The 15,476-nt window shown below is 70.3% G+C and carries 15 protein-coding genes; 7 read left to right on the top strand and 8 right to left on the bottom strand.

The genetic code is table 11. The features are described 5' to 3' along the window. Nucleotides 1-111: 111 nt before the first annotated feature. A complete protein-coding gene (locus N1027_RS03315) occupies nt 112-324 on the bottom strand; it encodes a DUF2188 domain-containing protein (protein WP_259505194.1) in 213 nt (70 codons plus the stop codon). Nucleotides 325-447: 123 nt separating this feature from the next. Between N1027_RS03315 and N1027_RS03310 the strand changes: the two genes are divergently transcribed. Beyond that, complete coding sequence (locus N1027_RS03310; RefSeq protein ID WP_259505192.1) at nt 448-1,659, top strand: MFS transporter; 1,212 nt, start codon at nt 448-450, stop codon at nt 1,657-1,659. 206 nt (nt 1,660-1,865) lie between these two features. Further along, nucleotides 1,866-2,000, top strand: coding sequence for a hypothetical protein (locus N1027_RS03305; RefSeq protein WP_259505190.1), 135 nt, complete (start codon nt 1,866-1,868; stop codon nt 1,998-2,000). Between the two features lie 73 nt (nt 2,001-2,073). Here N1027_RS03305 and N1027_RS03300 read toward each other — a convergent pair whose 3' ends face one another. Both N1027_RS03300 and N1027_RS03295 read right to left on the bottom strand, forming a co-directional pair. Beyond that, nucleotides 2,074-4,608, bottom strand: coding sequence for a carboxylate--amine ligase/circularly permuted type 2 ATP-grasp protein (locus N1027_RS03300; protein ID WP_259505189.1), 2,535 nt, complete (start codon nt 4,606-4,608; stop codon nt 2,074-2,076). A 75-nt stretch (nt 4,609-4,683) separates the two neighbouring features. Then, on the bottom strand, nt 4,684-5,394 hold the full coding sequence (locus tag N1027_RS03295) for an alpha/beta fold hydrolase (RefSeq protein ID WP_259505187.1): 711 nt from the start codon (nt 5,392-5,394) through the stop codon (nt 4,684-4,686). A 163-nt stretch (nt 5,395-5,557) separates the two neighbouring features. On the opposite strand from N1027_RS03295, the gene N1027_RS03290 reads away from it, so the two are divergent. Continuing rightward, a complete protein-coding gene (locus N1027_RS03290; protein ID WP_259505185.1) occupies nt 5,558-6,586 on the top strand; it encodes a ketopantoate reductase family protein in 1,029 nt (342 codons plus the stop codon). Nucleotide 6,587: 1 nt separating this feature from the next. Here N1027_RS03290 and N1027_RS03285 read toward each other — a convergent pair whose 3' ends face one another. After that, complete coding sequence (locus tag N1027_RS03285) at nt 6,588-7,913, bottom strand: Glu/Leu/Phe/Val family dehydrogenase (protein ID WP_259505183.1); 1,326 nt, start codon at nt 7,911-7,913, stop codon at nt 6,588-6,590. Further along, the gene (gene gabT / locus N1027_RS03280; RefSeq protein ID WP_259505176.1) at nt 7,910-9,289 is read right to left on the bottom strand and encodes a 4-aminobutyrate--2-oxoglutarate transaminase; all 1,380 of its coding nucleotides are present in this window, start codon (nt 9,287-9,289) and stop codon (nt 7,910-7,912) included. The genes N1027_RS03285 and gabT overlap by 4 nt, the downstream gene beginning before the upstream one ends. Before the next feature lie 136 nt (nt 9,290-9,425). Between gabT and N1027_RS03275 the strand changes: the two genes are divergently transcribed. The 3 genes from N1027_RS03275 to N1027_RS03265 all read left to right on the top strand — a co-directional run bounded on the left by N1027_RS03275 (nt 9,426) and on the right by N1027_RS03265 (nt 12,007). Beyond that, nucleotides 9,426-10,955 (top strand): PucR family transcriptional regulator, encoded by a 1,530-nt coding sequence (locus N1027_RS03275; RefSeq protein ID WP_259505175.1) that lies wholly within the window; start codon nt 9,426-9,428, stop codon nt 10,953-10,955. Nucleotides 10,956-11,036: 81 nt separating this feature from the next. Next, complete coding sequence (locus N1027_RS03270; RefSeq protein WP_259505173.1) at nt 11,037-11,363, top strand: PadR family transcriptional regulator; 327 nt, start codon at nt 11,037-11,039, stop codon at nt 11,361-11,363. 101 nt (nt 11,364-11,464) lie between these two features. After that, nucleotides 11,465-12,007: a DUF1700 domain-containing protein gene (locus N1027_RS03265; protein WP_259505171.1), complete on the top strand. Its 543-nt coding sequence runs from the start codon at nt 11,465-11,467 to the stop codon at nt 12,005-12,007. Nucleotides 12,008-12,136: 129 nt separating this feature from the next. On the opposite strand, the gene N1027_RS20085 is transcribed toward N1027_RS03265, so the two are convergent. Next, nucleotides 12,137-13,405, bottom strand: coding sequence for a zinc-ribbon domain-containing protein (locus tag N1027_RS20085; protein WP_259505169.1), 1,269 nt, complete (start codon nt 13,403-13,405; stop codon nt 12,137-12,139). A gap of 102 nt (nt 13,406-13,507) precedes the next feature. On the opposite strand from N1027_RS20085, the gene N1027_RS03255 reads away from it, so the two are divergent. Next, the gene (locus N1027_RS03255; protein WP_259505167.1) at nt 13,508-14,104 is read left to right on the top strand and encodes a GIY-YIG nuclease family protein; all 597 of its coding nucleotides are present in this window, start codon (nt 13,508-13,510) and stop codon (nt 14,102-14,104) included. Between the two features lie 100 nt (nt 14,105-14,204). Here N1027_RS03255 and N1027_RS03250 read toward each other — a convergent pair whose 3' ends face one another. Together N1027_RS03250 and N1027_RS03245 are read right to left on the bottom strand one after the other, a co-directional pair. Continuing rightward, nucleotides 14,205-14,891, bottom strand: a complete 687-nt coding sequence (locus N1027_RS03250; protein WP_259505166.1) for a GntR family transcriptional regulator — start codon at nt 14,889-14,891, stop codon at nt 14,205-14,207. A 51-nt stretch (nt 14,892-14,942) separates the two neighbouring features. Beyond that, nucleotides 14,943-15,473 (bottom strand): VOC family protein, encoded by a 531-nt coding sequence (locus N1027_RS03245; protein ID WP_259505164.1) that lies wholly within the window; start codon nt 15,471-15,473, stop codon nt 14,943-14,945. Nucleotides 15,474-15,476: the final 3 nt, after the last annotated feature.

Raw genomic sequence — 15,476 nt, 5'->3', positions numbered from 1 at the left:
CCCGATCCCGGCCCCCGGCGTCTACTCGCCGGGAGCCGGGATCGTCGCTAGCGTGCGCTCGGCTGGGCTCGGCTGGGCCCGGCCCAGCGCCGCTCGTCGCGTCGGCTCGCGTCAGAGCGTCTCGTCGCCGAACGCGATCCGCTCGTCGACGAGCCCGTTCTCATCCCGGATGACGTGCTCGCGCCGGGCTCGCCGCGCCTCGTGACGACCGGCGTCGATCGCGTCGGCCTTCGTCTTGAACGGCCCGACCGCGCCGTGCTCTCCGTCGACGCGGTTGTACCAGGCGCCGCCCTCATGGAATGTCTCAACGTCTCCGCCGGCCATGTTTCCTCCTCGAATCGATTGCCTACTGTCCTACACCGGTTGCGAGCGAAGGTCACGCGGTGTGCCGAAGTCCATCGGTCGGGGCGGGATTCCGACCCGCCCCAGCCGAACTACGCTTGACCGGTGGCCCGCGCATCCGAACTCCTCCGCCGCCTGGCCTGGGGTCGGGGGGCCGGTCTGCCGCGCGACGTCGTGGTGTTGGGGGTCGTCGCCTTCTTCGTGATGCTCGGCTTCGGCGTCGTCGTGCCGGTGCTGCCCGTCTACGTGCGGAGCTTCGGGGTCGGCTACTTCGAAGTGGGCGCCGTCGTGTCGGCGTTCGCGGTGATGCGACTGGTGGCGAACCCCTTCGTCGGCAAGCTCATCGACTTCGGTGGGGAACGGATCATCCTCGCCACCGGCATCGGCATCGTCGCCCTCTCGAGCGCCCTGGTCGGCCTGGCCGACACCTATTGGCAGGTGCTCGTGCTTCGCGGGGCCGGTGGCATCGGATCGGCCATGTTCTCCGTGTCGGCGATGACCCTGCTGCTCGCCTCGGTCGAACCGAGGCTGCGCGGCCGGGCGGTCGGCTTCTACCAGGGCGGATTCCTGATCGGCGGCATGGCCGGCCCCGCGGTGGGCGGCCTGCTCGCCGGAATCTCGCTGCACGCCCCGTTCTTCTTCTACGCGGCCACCCTCGTGGTGGCGGGCGCTGTGGGGCTCGCCCTGCTCGGACGCCATCACCGCGATCCGACGGCCGCCGCTGAGCCGGCGCGGCCGTTCCGCGAGGTGCTGCGCGACAAGGGTTATCAGGCGGCCCTGCTCGCGAATCTCGCGCAAGGGTGGTCGGCGATGGGTGTGCGGAGCGCGCTCATCCCCGTGCTCGTGGTCGAGGTGCTGCACGGCGAGCCGGCCTGGACGGGCATCGCCTTCGCCATCGCGGCCGTCGCGCAGACCCTGACGTTGCTGCCCGCGGGCCGTTTCGTCGACACCGTCGGGCGCCGGCCGGCCATCATCGGGTCGTTCGCCGTGGGCGCCGCGATCATGCTGGCCATCCCGTTCGTCACCGAGCTCTGGATGCTGATCGTGCTGCTCTGCCTCTACGGGGTCGCGGCGGCCTTCATGGGCACCGCACCGGCGGCTGCGGTCGGTGACGCGGCCGGGGCGCGAGGCGGGCAGCCGGTCGCGGTGTTCCAGGCCTTCGCCGATGTCGGCGCGATCGCCGGGCCGCTCGTGGCGGGCCTGCTCGTCGACGCCTTCTCGTTCCCCGCCGCGTTCGGGTCGGCCGTCGTGCTGATGGCCGCGGCTTCCGTCTTCGCGCTCCGGATGCCGCGGCAGAGAGTCCTCACGCCCGCCTGACGCGTTTTCGGGAGGAGGAGAAGCGAACGAAGGCCGTATACGGGGTCGCTTACGCTCAGCTCCTCCCGAAATGATGGCGTCGCCTTACAGCGCAGATGCTCGGCCGCCTCACAATACGGAAATCGCCCGATGAGGAGCACCCACCTCAGCGAGGACTGTGGAGAGTGCGCATCAACCGAGCGCACCCATTCCCTCTGGAGACCACCATGTTCTTCCTCCTGCTTCTCGCAGCCCTCGCACTTTGGATCGCCTTCCTCGCGATCCTGGCCGCCACCAGCCCCGGTGGCGGTAACGACGACCGGCCGCGCCTCCCCGATCACGGCTTCTTCACCCGGCTCTGAGCGGCGCGACCCCCTTCGCGCCTCATGACGCCTCCGGGGACTCATCGCCCTTCCCAGACTCGCCGTCCGGCCGTCAGCCGCGGAGGATCCAGGTGTCTTTCGCGCCGCCCCCTTGCGAGGCGCTCACCACCATGCTGCCCGCGGGGGCCACCCGGGTCAGGGCGAACGGCGCCACGTCGAATCCTGAATCCTCCGTCGCGAAGACGAACACGCGCAGGTCGACACGGCGCGGCTCCAGCACGGCTCCGAGGTCGCCGATGCGCGCATCCACCTCCACCAGGGTCGGATGCGACGACAGCGGCACCACCTCCTGCGCCACCCAGTCGGCGGGCGCTGCGGCGATGGCCGAGCGGCGCTCCGCCACAGCGGCGGCCGGCACCGAAGGGCCGACCAGCACTCCGGCTCCGCCGTCTCCGCCCACCGGCTTCGTCACCAACTCGCCCACGCGTTCGAGCACGGCGAGCAATTCGATGTCGTCGACGGTGCGATAGGTCGGAACCTGCTCGAGCAACGGGCGCTCGCCGAGGTAGTAGGCGATCACGGCGGGCACGTCGCAGTACATCGCCTTGTCGTCGCCGACGCCGTTGCCGGGGGCGTTCGCCAGAGCGACGCCACCGGATGCCGCGACCTCCATGATCTCGCGGCCGATCGCGCGTCCGGCGCTGTCGACCGCATCCGGCAGCTCGACATCCAGGCGCAGGTAGAGGGCATCGACCGGCACTCGTTGCGCCCGGGCGAACACCCGACCGTTCTCGACGATCACGTCGTCGAGTCCGAGCAGGGCGAGTCCGGCGCCCTCCGCGATCGCGCGGTGCTCGAACCATTCCGCACTCGACGGTCCGCTGGAGAGCAGCGCCCCGGATGAGCCGTGACCGAGCACCGAACGGCGCAGCATGGCATATCCGTCGGCCGGCGAATACAGTCCCTCGGGTCGGGGCACGTCGGGCGCCACCTCGTCCATCAGCTCGCGGATGGCGATCGCATAGCCCACGCCGACAGGGTTGCGGAGATTGTCTTCGAGCACCCGCCAGTCGCCGAACTCGTTGCGCACGAGGTCGAAAGCCATGATCGGCGCGCGCACCCCGCCGCGCGGCAGCATCCGGGCCGACTCGATCCAGCCGGGAGAGCGCTCGAGAGTCGCGTGGGTCACCGCGCCGTCGTAGACGATGCGCTGCTCCCCGTAGACGTCTTGCAAGAAGGATTCGAGTGCGCGGGCGCGCTGGGTGACCCCCGCGACGATCCGCGTCCACTCGTGCGCGGTGATGACGCGCGGCACGAGGTCGACGTCGAAGTCGTGCTTGCTTCCGGCCGCATTTCCGACCGTCATCCCGCGGGCGCGTACCCAGGCCCGTCCTTCGCGCATCCGGAGTGCCAGCCGCTCGGGAGCCAGTCCTTCGTAGTGCCGCGCGATCCGTTCGTATGCGGGTCGCGGCCGCGCCCCGGGCCCCACGGCCTCGTCGCCCGCCCGGGTGCGGTAGCCGCGCAGCGCTGCAACGGCCGGTGGTGGTCCACCCGCCGGACCGTGCGTCTCCTCCACCACGAGCCGCACCACGGCGTCGAGCGATCCGGTCTCGGCGAACGCCGCACGCTGCCGGTCGGCCGAGTTGCCACGGGCGAGCAGGGTCTCGGCGAGGTCGACCACCTCGGCGTGGTCGCCGAGCTCTTCGAGCTGCGGACGCAGTCGCCCGATCAACCGGCGCACCACCTGTGCTGCCGGCAGGGGGCGCGGATGCGCGGTGTCGTCGAGCAGATCGCCGCTCAGACCGGTGCGTGCCGCCTGCCACATGGCGGCACGGTGCACGGGTGCGGCGGCCAGCACCGCGGGCCGCCCGGCCGCGATGTCCATTTCGGCGGCGCGAACCGCCGCCCGGAACAATCCGGCGATCAGCACCGCGTCATCCACGATCGGGCAGGCGTCGCACACTCTCAACTCGAGTGTCGGCGCGTGAGCCGAGGGGCGCACTTCGAAGTAGGCCATCTTCGCGTCGGCGATCACCCCGGTGGCGATCAAGTCGCTCAGAAGCTCGTCGTACTCGGCGCCCGATCCCATCTCGCCGGTTGCTCCGGCGCTGGGCCAGCGCTGCCAGATGATCGATCGGATGCTCGAATACCCGGTGTCCTGACCATTCCAATAGGGCGAACTGGCCGAGAGGGCGAGCAGAACCGGGAGGTCGCGGGCGACGCGCTGTGCGATCTCCACGGCGAGGTCGCGATCCGAGACGCCGACGTGCACCTGCGTTCCGCAGATCAGTTGCTCGTCGACCAGCAGGCGGTACTGCTCCTGCATCCGGGCGAAGCGCCCCGAGGAGGTCAGCTCGAAGTCGGCGAACTCGGAACGGGGGGCGGTGCCGACGCAGGCGATGCCGACGCCCTCCGGAGCCGCCGCTGCCACAAGCCCGGCGCGGAGCTGCAGGATGTCGGTGCGGAGCCCGTCGAGGGTGGTCTGCACCGCCGTGTTCGTCTCGACAGTGGTGCGCTGCAACTCGGCGGAATAGCTCGCGCCCGGAAGCCGCGACAGAATCTGCGGCGCGCGCGCCGACAACTTTCCGCTCTGGAGGTCGATGAGGTGCAGTTCCTCCTCAGCGCCCAGCGTCAGCTCAGCGGCCATGCCCACACCCTACGGCGGGAGGGGCCTGCGCGTCTCCCCTCCCGCCGAATCCGGCCACCCGGCTCCCCGAAGGGGTCAGCTGACGGCGCGCACCGCGGCGATGATCACGTCGGCCACCTCGCGCGAGCGCGACACGGCGATCGAATGCGACCCGCCTTCGAGTTCGGTGACGGATGCGCCGACTCGCGCCGCCGCCGCCCGCTGCGAGTCCGGGTTGATCGCGTTGTCAGAACCGGAGAGCGCCCACCAGCTGGGAACGCGCTTCCAGGCCGGCTCGACGGCCAGCGGCTCACCGAGCGCCAAGGCGGCTGCCGGACGCTGGTTGGCGGCGCCGAACACGGCCTCCTCATCGGTCACGTCGGCGGCGAAGGCGGAGCGGTACTTGTCCTGCTGAATCGTGAACTCGGGCAGTTCGCTGCCCGGGAAGGTCCACGGCTGCAGGGAGCTCACCAATTCGGAGTCGGGGAACCCGGCCGTCGACTCCTGCACGCTCATGCCCTTGTCGAGGCCGAACGAGGCCACGTAGACGAGACCCTTCACGTTCTCGGCGCTGCTGCCGGCGTAGGTGATGACCGGCCCGCCGTAGCTGTGACCGACGAGCACCACGTCGCCTGGGGTTTGGGCCACGACGCTCGCGACGTACTCGCCGTCGAAGCTCAGGCCGCGCAGAGGGTTCGACACGGTGCGCGATTCGATGCCGGCCTCGCGGAGGTGGGAGGCGACCTTCGACCAGCTGGAGCCGTCGGCGAAAGCACCGTGGACGAGGAGGACGGTGGGAGTGGACATGAGGGATTCCTTCCGGTGACAGACAGAACGTTCGTTCTTGTTCAGAGTGTTGCACACATTCGTTCCCCGCACCAGTCGAATCTCACTGTGTAGTTTTGATGAACTCGCCGATAGACTGTTCACCTCAACTGAACTTTGAAACAGGGAGCAGGTGTCAGCGTCGATGACCTCTAAGAAAATCGCCTTCGTCGGAACCGGAGCGAACGGGGCGGGGATCGCCGCCGATCTCACCCGCGCCGGCCTCGACGTCACCTTCATCGAGCAGTGGCCCGCGCACGTCGATGCGATGCGTGAGCACGGCATCACCGTCGTGATGCCCGACCGCACCGAAGTGACGCCGGTGACGGTCTACAACCTCTGCGAGGTCGCGACCCTGCGCGACCCGTTCGACATCGTCTTCATCGTGGTGAAGGCCTACGACACCCGCTGGGCCTGCGAGCTCATCAAGCCGCTCGTGAAGCCCGACGGACTCGTCGTGGGGCTGCAGAACGGCATGTCGCTTGACGACATCGCCGACATCATGGGGCCCGAGCGCACCGTGGGCGCCGTCATCGAGGTGGCCTCGAACATGTACGAACCCGGCATCACGAACCGCGAGACCCCGCCCGAAGAGGCGTGGTTCGCGATCGGCGGCATCCACCCCGCCGTGGTGGGCCGCGAGCAGGAGGTGGCCGACGTGCTGCAGTTCGCCGGCACCGTCGAGATCTCCGACGACATCCGTTCGTCGAAGTGGATGAAGCTCATCGTGAACGCTGCGGAGCTGGTGCCCTCGGCCATCCTCGACATGCAGCTCGCCAAGGCCGTCGAGGTGCCCGGCATGTACGAATTCATGCTGAGCTGCGGTCGGGAGGCTGCGCGCACGGCGATGGAGACGGGCATCCGGTTGCGTCCGATCTTCGGGATGCCCGAGGCCGACCTCGCGAACCCCGACCGCTTCGCCGAACAGTTGTTCGAGCAGGTGCTGACGCGCTTCTCGTCGCCCGACACCCGCACCACCTCGCTCCAGGACTGGATCAAGGGCCGCCGCAACGAAGTGCACGAGATCAACGGTCTCGTGGTCGACGAGCAAGCCCGCATCGGCGGCTCGGCTCCCGCCAACGCCCTCACGGTCGAGCTCGCCCGTCGCATCGAGGCGGGGGAGCTCGACCGATCGCCCGAGAACATCGACCTGATCCTGGCGGCGAGGGTCTAGCTCAGGGGTAGAGCCCCCGCAGGCGGTGCGCCTCCGTCACCCGGGCGACGGCCAGACTCGTGGCTGCCGCGCGCAGGGTGATGTCGAGCTCGGCGGCGTGGGTGGTGACTCCCGCCCAGGCGGCGAGCATCCGTTCGCCCAGGCGTGCTTCGACGTCGCGGGCCTCCCAGCGGTAGGACTGGTTGGCCTGCACCCACTCGAAGTAGGAGACGATGACGCCGCCGGCGTTCGCGAGGATGTCGGGCACCACGAGCACGTCGTTCTGCTGCAGGATGCGGTCGGCCTCACGGGTGGTGGGTCCGTTGGCGCCCTCCACCACGATGCGCGCCCGCACCCGCGCGGCGTTGCCCTCGTGCAGAACTCCTTCGACGGCGGCGGGCACGAGCAGGTCGACGTCGAGTTCGAGCAGCTCTGACGCGGCGAGCGCATCGGCGCCGGCGAAGCCCAGCACGGTGCCCTCCTCGTCGACATGGCGGGCGAGCGCGTCGACGTCGATGCCGCCGGGAGCTGTGGAGTGCACCGCCCCGTACTGGTCGGCGATCGCCACCACGCGAACACCGCGCTCGGCCAGGAAGCGGGCCGCGTCGCGCCCGACCTTGCCGAACCCTTGCACCGCGGCGCTGGCCCCCGAGACCGCGATGCCGGCCCGTTCGAGAGCGGCTCCGGCGATGTGCACGACTCCGCGCGAGGTGGCACTCGGCCGACCGAGCGACCCGCCGAGGCTGAGCGGCTTGCCGGTGACGACCCCCGGCACGGTGTGGCCCTGGGTGACCGAGTAGGTGTCCATGATCCAGGCCATCGTCTGTTCGTCGGTGCCGATGTCGGGGGCAGGGATGTCTTGCTGCGGCCCGATGATCGGCAGGATCTCGCTGGTGTAGCGCCGGGTCACACGCTCCAGCTCGGCCTGGCTGTACTGGCGCGGATCGATCGCGATGCCGCCCTTCGCGCCCCCGTAGGGCACGTCGAGCAGGGCGCACTTCCAGGTCATCCACATCGCGAGCGCCCGCACCTCGTCGAGTGTCACCGAGGGGCTGTAGCGGAGACCGCCCTTTGCCGGGCCGCGCGAGATGTTGTGCTGCACGCGGTAGCCGGTGAGCACCTGGGTGGAGCCGTCGTCGCGGCGCAGCGGCACGCTCACGGTGAGTTCGCGGCGGGCCGCGGCGAGCATCGCGTGGATGCCCTCGTCGTAGCCGAGAAGCGCGATGGCGTCGGCCAGCTGGGCCTGGGCATCCGCCAGCGTGTTGTCGTGCGCGGGAGCGGAGAGCGTCGACGAGGCGGCCGATGAGGTCGAGGCATGGATGACGGGCAGGGGAGAGGTGAGGGTCATGATGCGGCCAGTGCTTTCCGCACCACGGCGAGGCCGTCGCGGAGCAGGTCGTCGGAGATGGTGAGCGGCGGGAGGAAGCGGATGACGTTGCCGTACGTTCCGCAGGTGAGCAGGATGACGCCCTCTGCGTGGGCGGCGCGGGCCACGGCTGCGGTGAGTACCGCATCCGGTTCTCCCGTGTCAGGATCGACGAGTTCGATGGCGATCATCGCGCCCCGCCCGCGCACGTCTCCGACACGAGGGTCGGCGGCACGGAGGGCGTTGAGTTGCCCGCGCAGCACCGTCTCGATCGCGCGCGCCCGGCCCGACAGATCGTCGTCGACGTAGCTCCGGATCGTGGCGAGCGCTGCCGCACAGGAAAGAGGATTGCCGCCGTAGGTGCCGCCGAGTCCGCCGACGTGCGAGGAATCCATGATGTCGGAGCGTCCGGTGACGGCCGAGAGCGGCAGGCCGCCGGCGATGCCCTTCGCCGTGACGATGAGGTCGGGCACGATGCCCTCGTGCTCGGAGGCGAACATCGCGCCGGTGCGGGCGAATCCGGTCTGCACCTCGTCGGCGATGAACACGACGTCGTTGGCGCGGGCCCAGTCGGCGAGCGCGGGCAGGAAGCCGGGGGCAGGAACGATGAACCCGCCCTCACCCTGGATGGGCTCGATGATGAGCGCGGCGAGGGTGGAGGCACCGATCTGCTTCTCGATCTGCGTGATGGCGCGCGCGGCCGCTTCGGCGCCCGAGAGGCCGCCGTCGCGGAAGGGATACGACATCGGAGCTCGGTAGATCTCGGGAGCGAACGGCCCGAAGCCGCTCTTGTAGGGCATCGACTTGGACGTGAGGCCCATGGTGAGGTTGGTGCGGCCGTGGTAGGCGTGATCGAAGGCCACGACGGCCTGCTTGCCGGTGAAGTGACGGGCGATCTTGATCGCGTTCTCGACGGCTTCGGCGCCGGAGTTGAACAGGGCGGTGCGCTTCTCGTGGTTGCCGGGGGTGAGGGCGTTGAGCACCTCGGCCAGCTCGACGTAGCCTTCGTAGCCCGTGATCGTGAAGCAGGTGTGAGTGAACTGCGCGACCTGGCGGTTGACCGCCTCGACGACAGCGGGTGCGGAGTTGCCGACGCCGGTGACGGCGATCCCCGAGCCCAGGTCGATGAGGGAGTTGCCGTCGACGTCGAGAACGATTCCGCCTCCCGCGGCCTGCACGAAGACGGGCAGCGTGATGCCGACCCCGTTCGCGACGGCTGCCGACTTGCGTTGCTGCAGCGCGACGGAACGCGGGCCGGGGATCGCGGTCACGAGCTCGCGGCGCTGCGGCAGCTCGGGGCCGCCGAGTGGCGCCGGCGGCGGTGGGCTCGCGGAGGTGGGGGTTTCGGTGAGCGTCATGCGTATCCGTTCTCAGGATTCGAGGGGAGGGAAGTACCCTGACGGTAGGCAGCGCGACGCGAGCCCGTCAGTGCCGGATCGTCCTGATCTCATCTGCGATCTGACGGAGTGGCAGGCTGCCGCGTACGCTGGGCGCATGCCCGCCACCCTCTCGGCGCTCCTCGCGCACCGCCCCTTCCTGCTCCGCGGCCTCGCAGCCATCCCCGAGCAGCCGGTGCCGATCGCCTGGGCGCACGGTTCCGACCTCGACGACCCGTCGCCGTTCCTGGTCGAAGGCCAGATGCTGCTCACGACCGGGGGGCAGTTCTCCTCTGACGGCTCGGCCGATTTCGCCGAACGCTACGTCGCCCGCCTGCAGGCCGCGGGGGTCGTGGCACTCGGCTTCGGCACCGAGGTGGTGCGTGCGGGTACGCCCGTCGAGCTCGTCGAGGCCTGCGCTCGACTCGGCATGCCGCTCGTCGAGGTGCCCTACCAGACCCCGTTCATCGCGATCGCCCGCTGGGTGGCCGAAGTGCAGTCCACCGAGGCGCGGTCCCGCGTCGACTGGGCCCTCACCACGCAGCGTTCGGTCTCGCTGGCGGCGCTCGCCGGAGGAGGGCTCGCGGCCGCGGTGCGCACGACGGCGAGCGGGTTGGGGTGCGACATCGCGGTCTTCGACCCCGACGCCGAGGTGTCCACGGCCGACTCCGCGTTGTCGGCGGCATCCCGCCGGGCCTTCGCGAGCATCCGGCCCGAGGTGCAGAATCTGCTGCAGAACCAGCGGCGTGCGCGGGTCGACGTGGAAGTCGGAGGCCGGCACGTCTCGTTGCAGACCCTCGGCAGCAGCCGGCGCCTCCGTGGGGTGCTCGCCCTGGCGAAGGCGGGCCCGTTCGACGCGGCCGAGCTGTCGGTGGTGACCACCCTGATCGCCCTCGCCGAGGTGTCGCTCGAGCGCAGTCAGGACCAGCGGATGAGCCTCCGCGCCCTGATGGTGCAGTTGTTCGAGCTGCTGCGCGACGGGAGGGTGGATGCCGTGCGCAAGGCGCTCGGCGACATCCCGACCGGCCTTCCCGACCGCCGCTTCGTGGTGGTGTCGCTCCGCAGCGACGAGACCGGGCCGGCGCTGCGCGACACCCTCGAGCGACGGGCGTCGGATCGCCGCAATCGCCTCTTCGTCGTGGAGCACGGCGATGTCTTCGTTCTGCTCGCCGATGAACGCCGCTGGCCGGAGCTCCGCCGGTTGCTCGCCGCCCGGCAGGTGCGCGCGGGTGTCTCGGGTGGGGTGGACTGGGACAGCCTGGATGCCGGACTCGTGCAGGCGGCCCGCTCCCTCGACCGGGCCGGGGAGCACGAGATCGTCGACTTCGCCACCCTGGTGTCGTCGAGCTTCTTCGGGCTGCTCTCGGCGACGGCGGTGGCGGATGTCGCCCGCTCACGCCTGCACGACCTGCTCGAGAGCGCGGAGGGGCGACAGCGTCTGTTCGAGGCCACGGTCTGGCTGCGGCACAACGGGCAATGGGATCCGGCGGCGCGCGAGCTCGGCATCCACCGGCACAGCCTGCGGTCGCGGGTGGAGGGGGTCGAGCGGGCGCTCGGGCTGTCGCTGGATCGCTTTCAGGATCGGGCCGAGCTCTGGGCTCTGCTTGCCGCGATCGACATGGCGTCGGGGGATGCGCCGCAGGCCTAGGCGATCGGGGTCGGGGTCGGTGTCGGCGCGGGCGTCGGTGCGGCGTGCGGTAGTCGTGCATCGCAGCATATGATGCATTGCATGGTAAACGATGTCGGTGCGCAACTCCGGAAGGGTGTCGTCGAGTACTGCGTTCTCGGCATCCTGCGGCGAGCTCCGGCCTACGGCTGGAAGATCTCGGAGCAGCTCGTCGAACTCGGCCTGATCGGCAGCATCGGCACCCTCTATCCGTTGCTGGCGCGTCTGCGCGAGCAACGGCTGATCGTGGCGCACGCCGACGAATCCGATTCCGCCCGGCCGCGCAAGTACTACACGCTGACGCCAGAGGGCCGGGAGCAGCTCGAGCAGTTCCGGCGGCAATGGGAACCGTTCGCGGTGGCCGTCGACCGGATGACCGCGCTGGAGTGACAGCGTTGTGTCGCGGCGGTTCGCCGCTCTGCCGGCCGTGCCGAGCCGGGCTGCCTGTCCTGCCTGTCCTGCCCTGACCGACTTCACGAGAGAAGAGTCCGATGACCACCAGTCAGTCCCGAAGCGTCGCCGCTCAGCGTTACCTGGGCGAGCTGGATGCGGCCCTTGCGGCAGCGCCCGCAGCCCTCAGAACCGAGATCGTCTCCGACATCGGTGCCTCGCTCGACGGCCTGAGCGACGCGGAGGCGCGGGCGCGGATCGAGGAGTTGGGCGACCCGCGCGCGATCGCGGCCGACGCGTCGGCGCAGGTGCGTTCGATGAATCCCGATCGGGCGGCGTCGAAGGTCTACCCCACGATCACCGCCATCGTGCTGATCGTCGGATGGTACGTCGTGCCGGTTCTCGGCTGGATCGCGGGCCTCGTGATGATCGGCGTCGGATCGGAGTGGACCTCGGCCGTGCGCCGACGCTCGATCTTCACCTCGATCGTCGCCGCGGTCGTGGCGATCGGGGCTCTGCTGTTCTTCCGCACCACCGAATTCGGGTTGGTCGGGCTCGCGATCTTCTTGGTGGTTCCGTTCATCACGAACATCTTCGTCGGCGCTTCGTTGCGGGCGCAGTGGGGTGCTCGCGGGCCCGTCTAGGTCGGTCGGTAGGGTCGCTGCTCGCGGTGTGCGGGCCGGGCCGGGTCTGCCGGTTGGTCGGCGGGCCGCTGCGTTCGGTGAACGTGCCCGGAGGAGCGGTGGGCCGATGGGAAGTCGGTCGGCTGCTCATCAGGGCCGGAGGTACGCGTTGACGATGAGGTCGCCGCGCACCGCGCGCAGGGTGTCGAGGAGGCGCGTGATCAGACGGTCGGTGACGGTGGAAGAGGCGACGAGGTCGTGCAGCCCAAGCGGCGGGAGCGGAGCGCACCGGATGCGCACCACCTCCCACCCCGCCGCCCGCAACAACCGGTCTTTGCTTCGGTCGGAGTCTTCGCGGGGGCCGACGTGCTCGAGCCCGAAGCGGCCGACCGTGTCGTATTCGAGCGCCACCCGCAACTCGGGGATCACGATGTCAGGCCACACCTCGAACCGACCGTGGAAGGGTCGCGCGACGGAGACCGCGTTGGGCGCGGGATCGTATTCGAGGCGCGCCGCGAGCTTCTGACGCAGCAGTGCTTCGGCGGCCGAGGCGGGTGCGGGCGCGTGGGAGCTGCGGAACGCCTCCCCGGGTGCCCTCAGCGGTTGCCGGTCTCGGGCCGAGCGGCTCGATCGTCCGCCTGCCGCTGACCGGCTGGCGCGCTGGCTCCCGGCTGGTCCTCCGGGCCGCGCCCACCCTGCGGGTCGTGGGGCTGGCTCGCTCTCGGCTGGCCGGCCGGCCCGCTCGCCCCCGGCTGGTCCTCCGGTCTGCGCCCACCCTGCTGGTCGTGCGGCCGGCTCGCTCTCGGCTGGTCGCCCGGCGCGCTCACCTCCGGCTGATCGGTTCGACCACCCGGTGTGGGCTGACCGGGTCGGCTGCCCGGCAGCGCCTGGTCGGGCGACCCGCTCGCCACCACCGGATCGCGGGGTGGGCGCTTGCCGAGGTTCGCCGCCGGGCCGAATGTCTGCGGGTGACGAAGTTGGCGCAGATGGTGGGGGTGACGAGTCCGGCGCGGGTGGCGCCTCCGGCGCGGGGGGCTCGAATGGTGGCGGTGACGCATGCGGCGCAGGTGCGGGTGACGCAACCGGCCAGAGTGCGGTGGGGCGGATGCGACGGGGCGCGGCCAGGTCGGTGCAGACGGGACACCAGGTCGAACGCCGGCGCACCCGACCGGGGCGGGAACGCTGCTCCTCGGGCGTCGCCACGAAGAGGTGCCCCGTGTCGCACTGCCAGGTGAGGTACACATCGGCGGCCGGCGGAATCTGCGTGAGGGTGATCTCGCGATTGAGGTCGGGGTGGTACTGCCGCACCAGCATCGGGAACTTCGCCCACTCGGCGCGGTAGGTTCCGACCGCATATGGCACCGCGAGCTCTTTCGACCGCTGCCGGCGCGCCCACCAGGCCTCGATGTTCTCGGGCACCGCGCATCCTCCTTCCGCGATCGATTCGGTTGGGCAGACGCTATCCCGCACCTCCGACATCCACCCGTCACCGATGTCGGCGGCCGCGGCTAGGGTTCGGGCATGGAGGCTCAACATCGGCGGTGCGGCATCCGCAGCGCGACCGGCGCGCAGACCGACGCGGTGTGCGGCGCCCCGGTCGACGCATCCGCCCCGCTCCCGCTCTGCACCCGGCACCTCCTCGCGGCCTACGAGTGGGTGGTCGGAGACGTGGGCGTGACGGATGCGCTGCCCTCGCCGTGTCTGGCGTGCGGGTCGCGGCTCGGGGTGCGGTATCCGTCGGGCTGGCTGTGCGCGGTGTGCGAGTGGCGTCTGGGCGAGCGGCCGGATGACGACGAGGAGCTCGTGGTGCGGGTCGACGTGGTCTACTACGTGCGATTCGGCGATCGCATCAAGATCGGCACCTCCGCCAACCCGCGCGGTCGGCTCGCGCAGTTGCACGTCGACGAGCTGCTCGCGCTAGAACGAGGCACGCGTCTGCTCGAGCAGCGCCGGCACGTTCAGTTCGCCGCGCACCGCCTCGGTGGCGAGTGGTTCGCGCCGCACGATGAGCTCGACGCACACATCCGCGCCCTCGCGGCCGGCGTCGACGACCCCTGGGCCCTCTACGACCGCTGGCGCAGCGAGGCCCTGGCGCTCGCCGGCTCCCGCCGCCCCTGACCCACCCCCGCACCTCGAATTCCGCGGACAACTCCAATCGTCGTGGAGACCTCAGCGACTGGAGGCTGCGGTAGGCGCCTCGTTTGGAGAACTCCGGCGCCTACGCGAAGAGTTCGGGGTGGCGTTCGAGCTCGAGGCGGGTGCGGCGGATGTGGGTGACGAGCATCCGTTCGGCGTCATCCGGGTCTTGGCGCCGGATGCAGTCCACCAGCAGGTGGTGCTCCATGTGCGTCACCCCGATGCCCTCCACGCCGACGAGCGTCGCGTAGGCCCGCCGGTAATGCTGCGTGGTGTTCCAGAGGCGGTGGATGATGTCCCACAACGCCCCCCGCGGCGCGCCCGAGTAGCTCGAGAGGTGCAGCTCGCGGTCGTGCTCCACGAAATAGTCGACGTCGGTGTTCGCCGCCATCCCGTCGGCCAGTGCGTCGAGGTGGTCGATGGTCTCGGCCGAGAGATTCGGCATGCTCATGCGCAGGAGCAGAGGTTCGAGCCGTTCCCGGATCGAGTACACCTCCACGCACTCGGCGAGCGTGAGCCGCGAGACCCAGGCCCCCGAATTGGCCACCATCGTGATGAGACCGTCGGCGTGCAGCATCCGGATCGCCTCACGCACCGGGATGCGGCTCGCCCCGAAGCGCTCGGCGAGGTCTTCTTGCCGGATGCGGGTGCCGGGCGCGAGCTGCCCGCCCAGGATCTCGTGCCGCAGGCTGTCGGCGATGCGATGGCTCGCCACGTTCACGGGGTTCGCCGCGGTGGCGGGGTTCGCCGCGTCGCTGAGGGCAGTCATCCGTCGAATCCTACTCGCGGCCCGGCACGAGGCGGACGCGATCGCGGCCGCTCACTCCGCCGGCCGCGCCGGATGCCACAGCACCACCGGCGCATCTCGCTCGTACGCCTTGCCCGCGGGGTAGCTCACCAGCTCGAACTGCATGCCCCAAGGGCTGAGGAAGTAGACCCAGCGCTGCCCCTCCGAGGCGTTGCGACTCGCGGTCGGATCTCCGAGCACCCGGATGCCCGACTCCCGCAGGTGGTCGACCGCGGCATTCAGATCGTCGACGTAGAACGCGATGTGATGCCCTCCGATGTCGCTGTTGAGCGGCTCGGGGCGTTGCGAGGGGGTCGGAGCGTATTCGAACACCTCGAAGTTGGGCCCGAATCCGCAGCGGTAGAACCGGATCTCGTTCACGACGCTCCGCGGATCGACGTTCAGGTGCTCGCGCATCCAGTCGTCCCCCTCGTCGCGCCGCATGGCGGGCAGCGAATACACGAAGTCGCACCCGATCACGTCGACGAAGAAGCGGTGCGCTTCGTCGAGGTCGGGGACGGTGAAGCCGATGTGCTCGGCGCCGCGCAATCCAGGTAGTGGCATCCT

The organism is Herbiconiux aconitum, assembly GCF_024979235.1.
Lineage (GTDB): Bacteria > Actinomycetota > Actinomycetes > Actinomycetales > Microbacteriaceae > Herbiconiux > Herbiconiux aconitum.
The sequence above is the reverse complement of the archived record's forward strand: the minus strand, read 5'-3'. Positions and strand labels throughout refer to the sequence as shown.

Bases quoted from the DNA above. Each gene is read 5' to 3' on its own strand.
- N1027_RS03270 (WP_259505173.1), top strand. From the start codon at position 11,037: ATGGTAAACGATGTCGGTGCGCAACTCCGGAAGGGTGTCGTCGAGTAC.
- N1027_RS03255 (WP_259505167.1), top strand. From the start codon at position 13,508: ATGGAGGCTCAACATCGGCGGTGCGGCATCCGCAGCGCGACCGGCGCG.
- N1027_RS03245 (WP_259505164.1), bottom strand. From the start codon at position 15,473: ATGCCACTACCTGGATTGCGCGGCGCCGAGCACATCGGCTTCACCGTC.
- N1027_RS03290 (WP_259505185.1), top strand. From the start codon at position 5,558: ATGACCTCTAAGAAAATCGCCTTCGTCGGAACCGGAGCGAACGGGGCG.
- N1027_RS03275 (WP_259505175.1), top strand. From the start codon at position 9,426: ATGCCCGCCACCCTCTCGGCGCTCCTCGCGCACCGCCCCTTCCTGCTC.
- N1027_RS03250 (WP_259505166.1), bottom strand. From the start codon at position 14,891: ATGACTGCCCTCAGCGACGCGGCGAACCCCGCCACCGCGGCGAACCCC.
- N1027_RS03305 (WP_259505190.1), top strand. From the start codon at position 1,866: ATGTTCTTCCTCCTGCTTCTCGCAGCCCTCGCACTTTGGATCGCCTTC.
- gabT (WP_259505176.1), bottom strand. From the start codon at position 9,289: ATGACGCTCACCGAAACCCCCACCTCCGCGAGCCCACCGCCGCCGGCG.
- N1027_RS03265 (WP_259505171.1), top strand. From the start codon at position 11,465: ATGACCACCAGTCAGTCCCGAAGCGTCGCCGCTCAGCGTTACCTGGGC.
- N1027_RS03295 (WP_259505187.1), bottom strand. From the start codon at position 5,394: ATGTCCACTCCCACCGTCCTCCTCGTCCACGGTGCTTTCGCCGACGGC.
- N1027_RS03315 (WP_259505194.1), bottom strand. From the start codon at position 324: ATGGCCGGCGGAGACGTTGAGACATTCCATGAGGGCGGCGCCTGGTAC.
- N1027_RS03285 (WP_259505183.1), bottom strand. From the start codon at position 7,913: ATGACCCTCACCTCTCCCCTGCCCGTCATCCATGCCTCGACCTCATCG.
- N1027_RS03300 (WP_259505189.1), bottom strand. From the start codon at position 4,608: ATGGCCGCTGAGCTGACGCTGGGCGCTGAGGAGGAACTGCACCTCATC.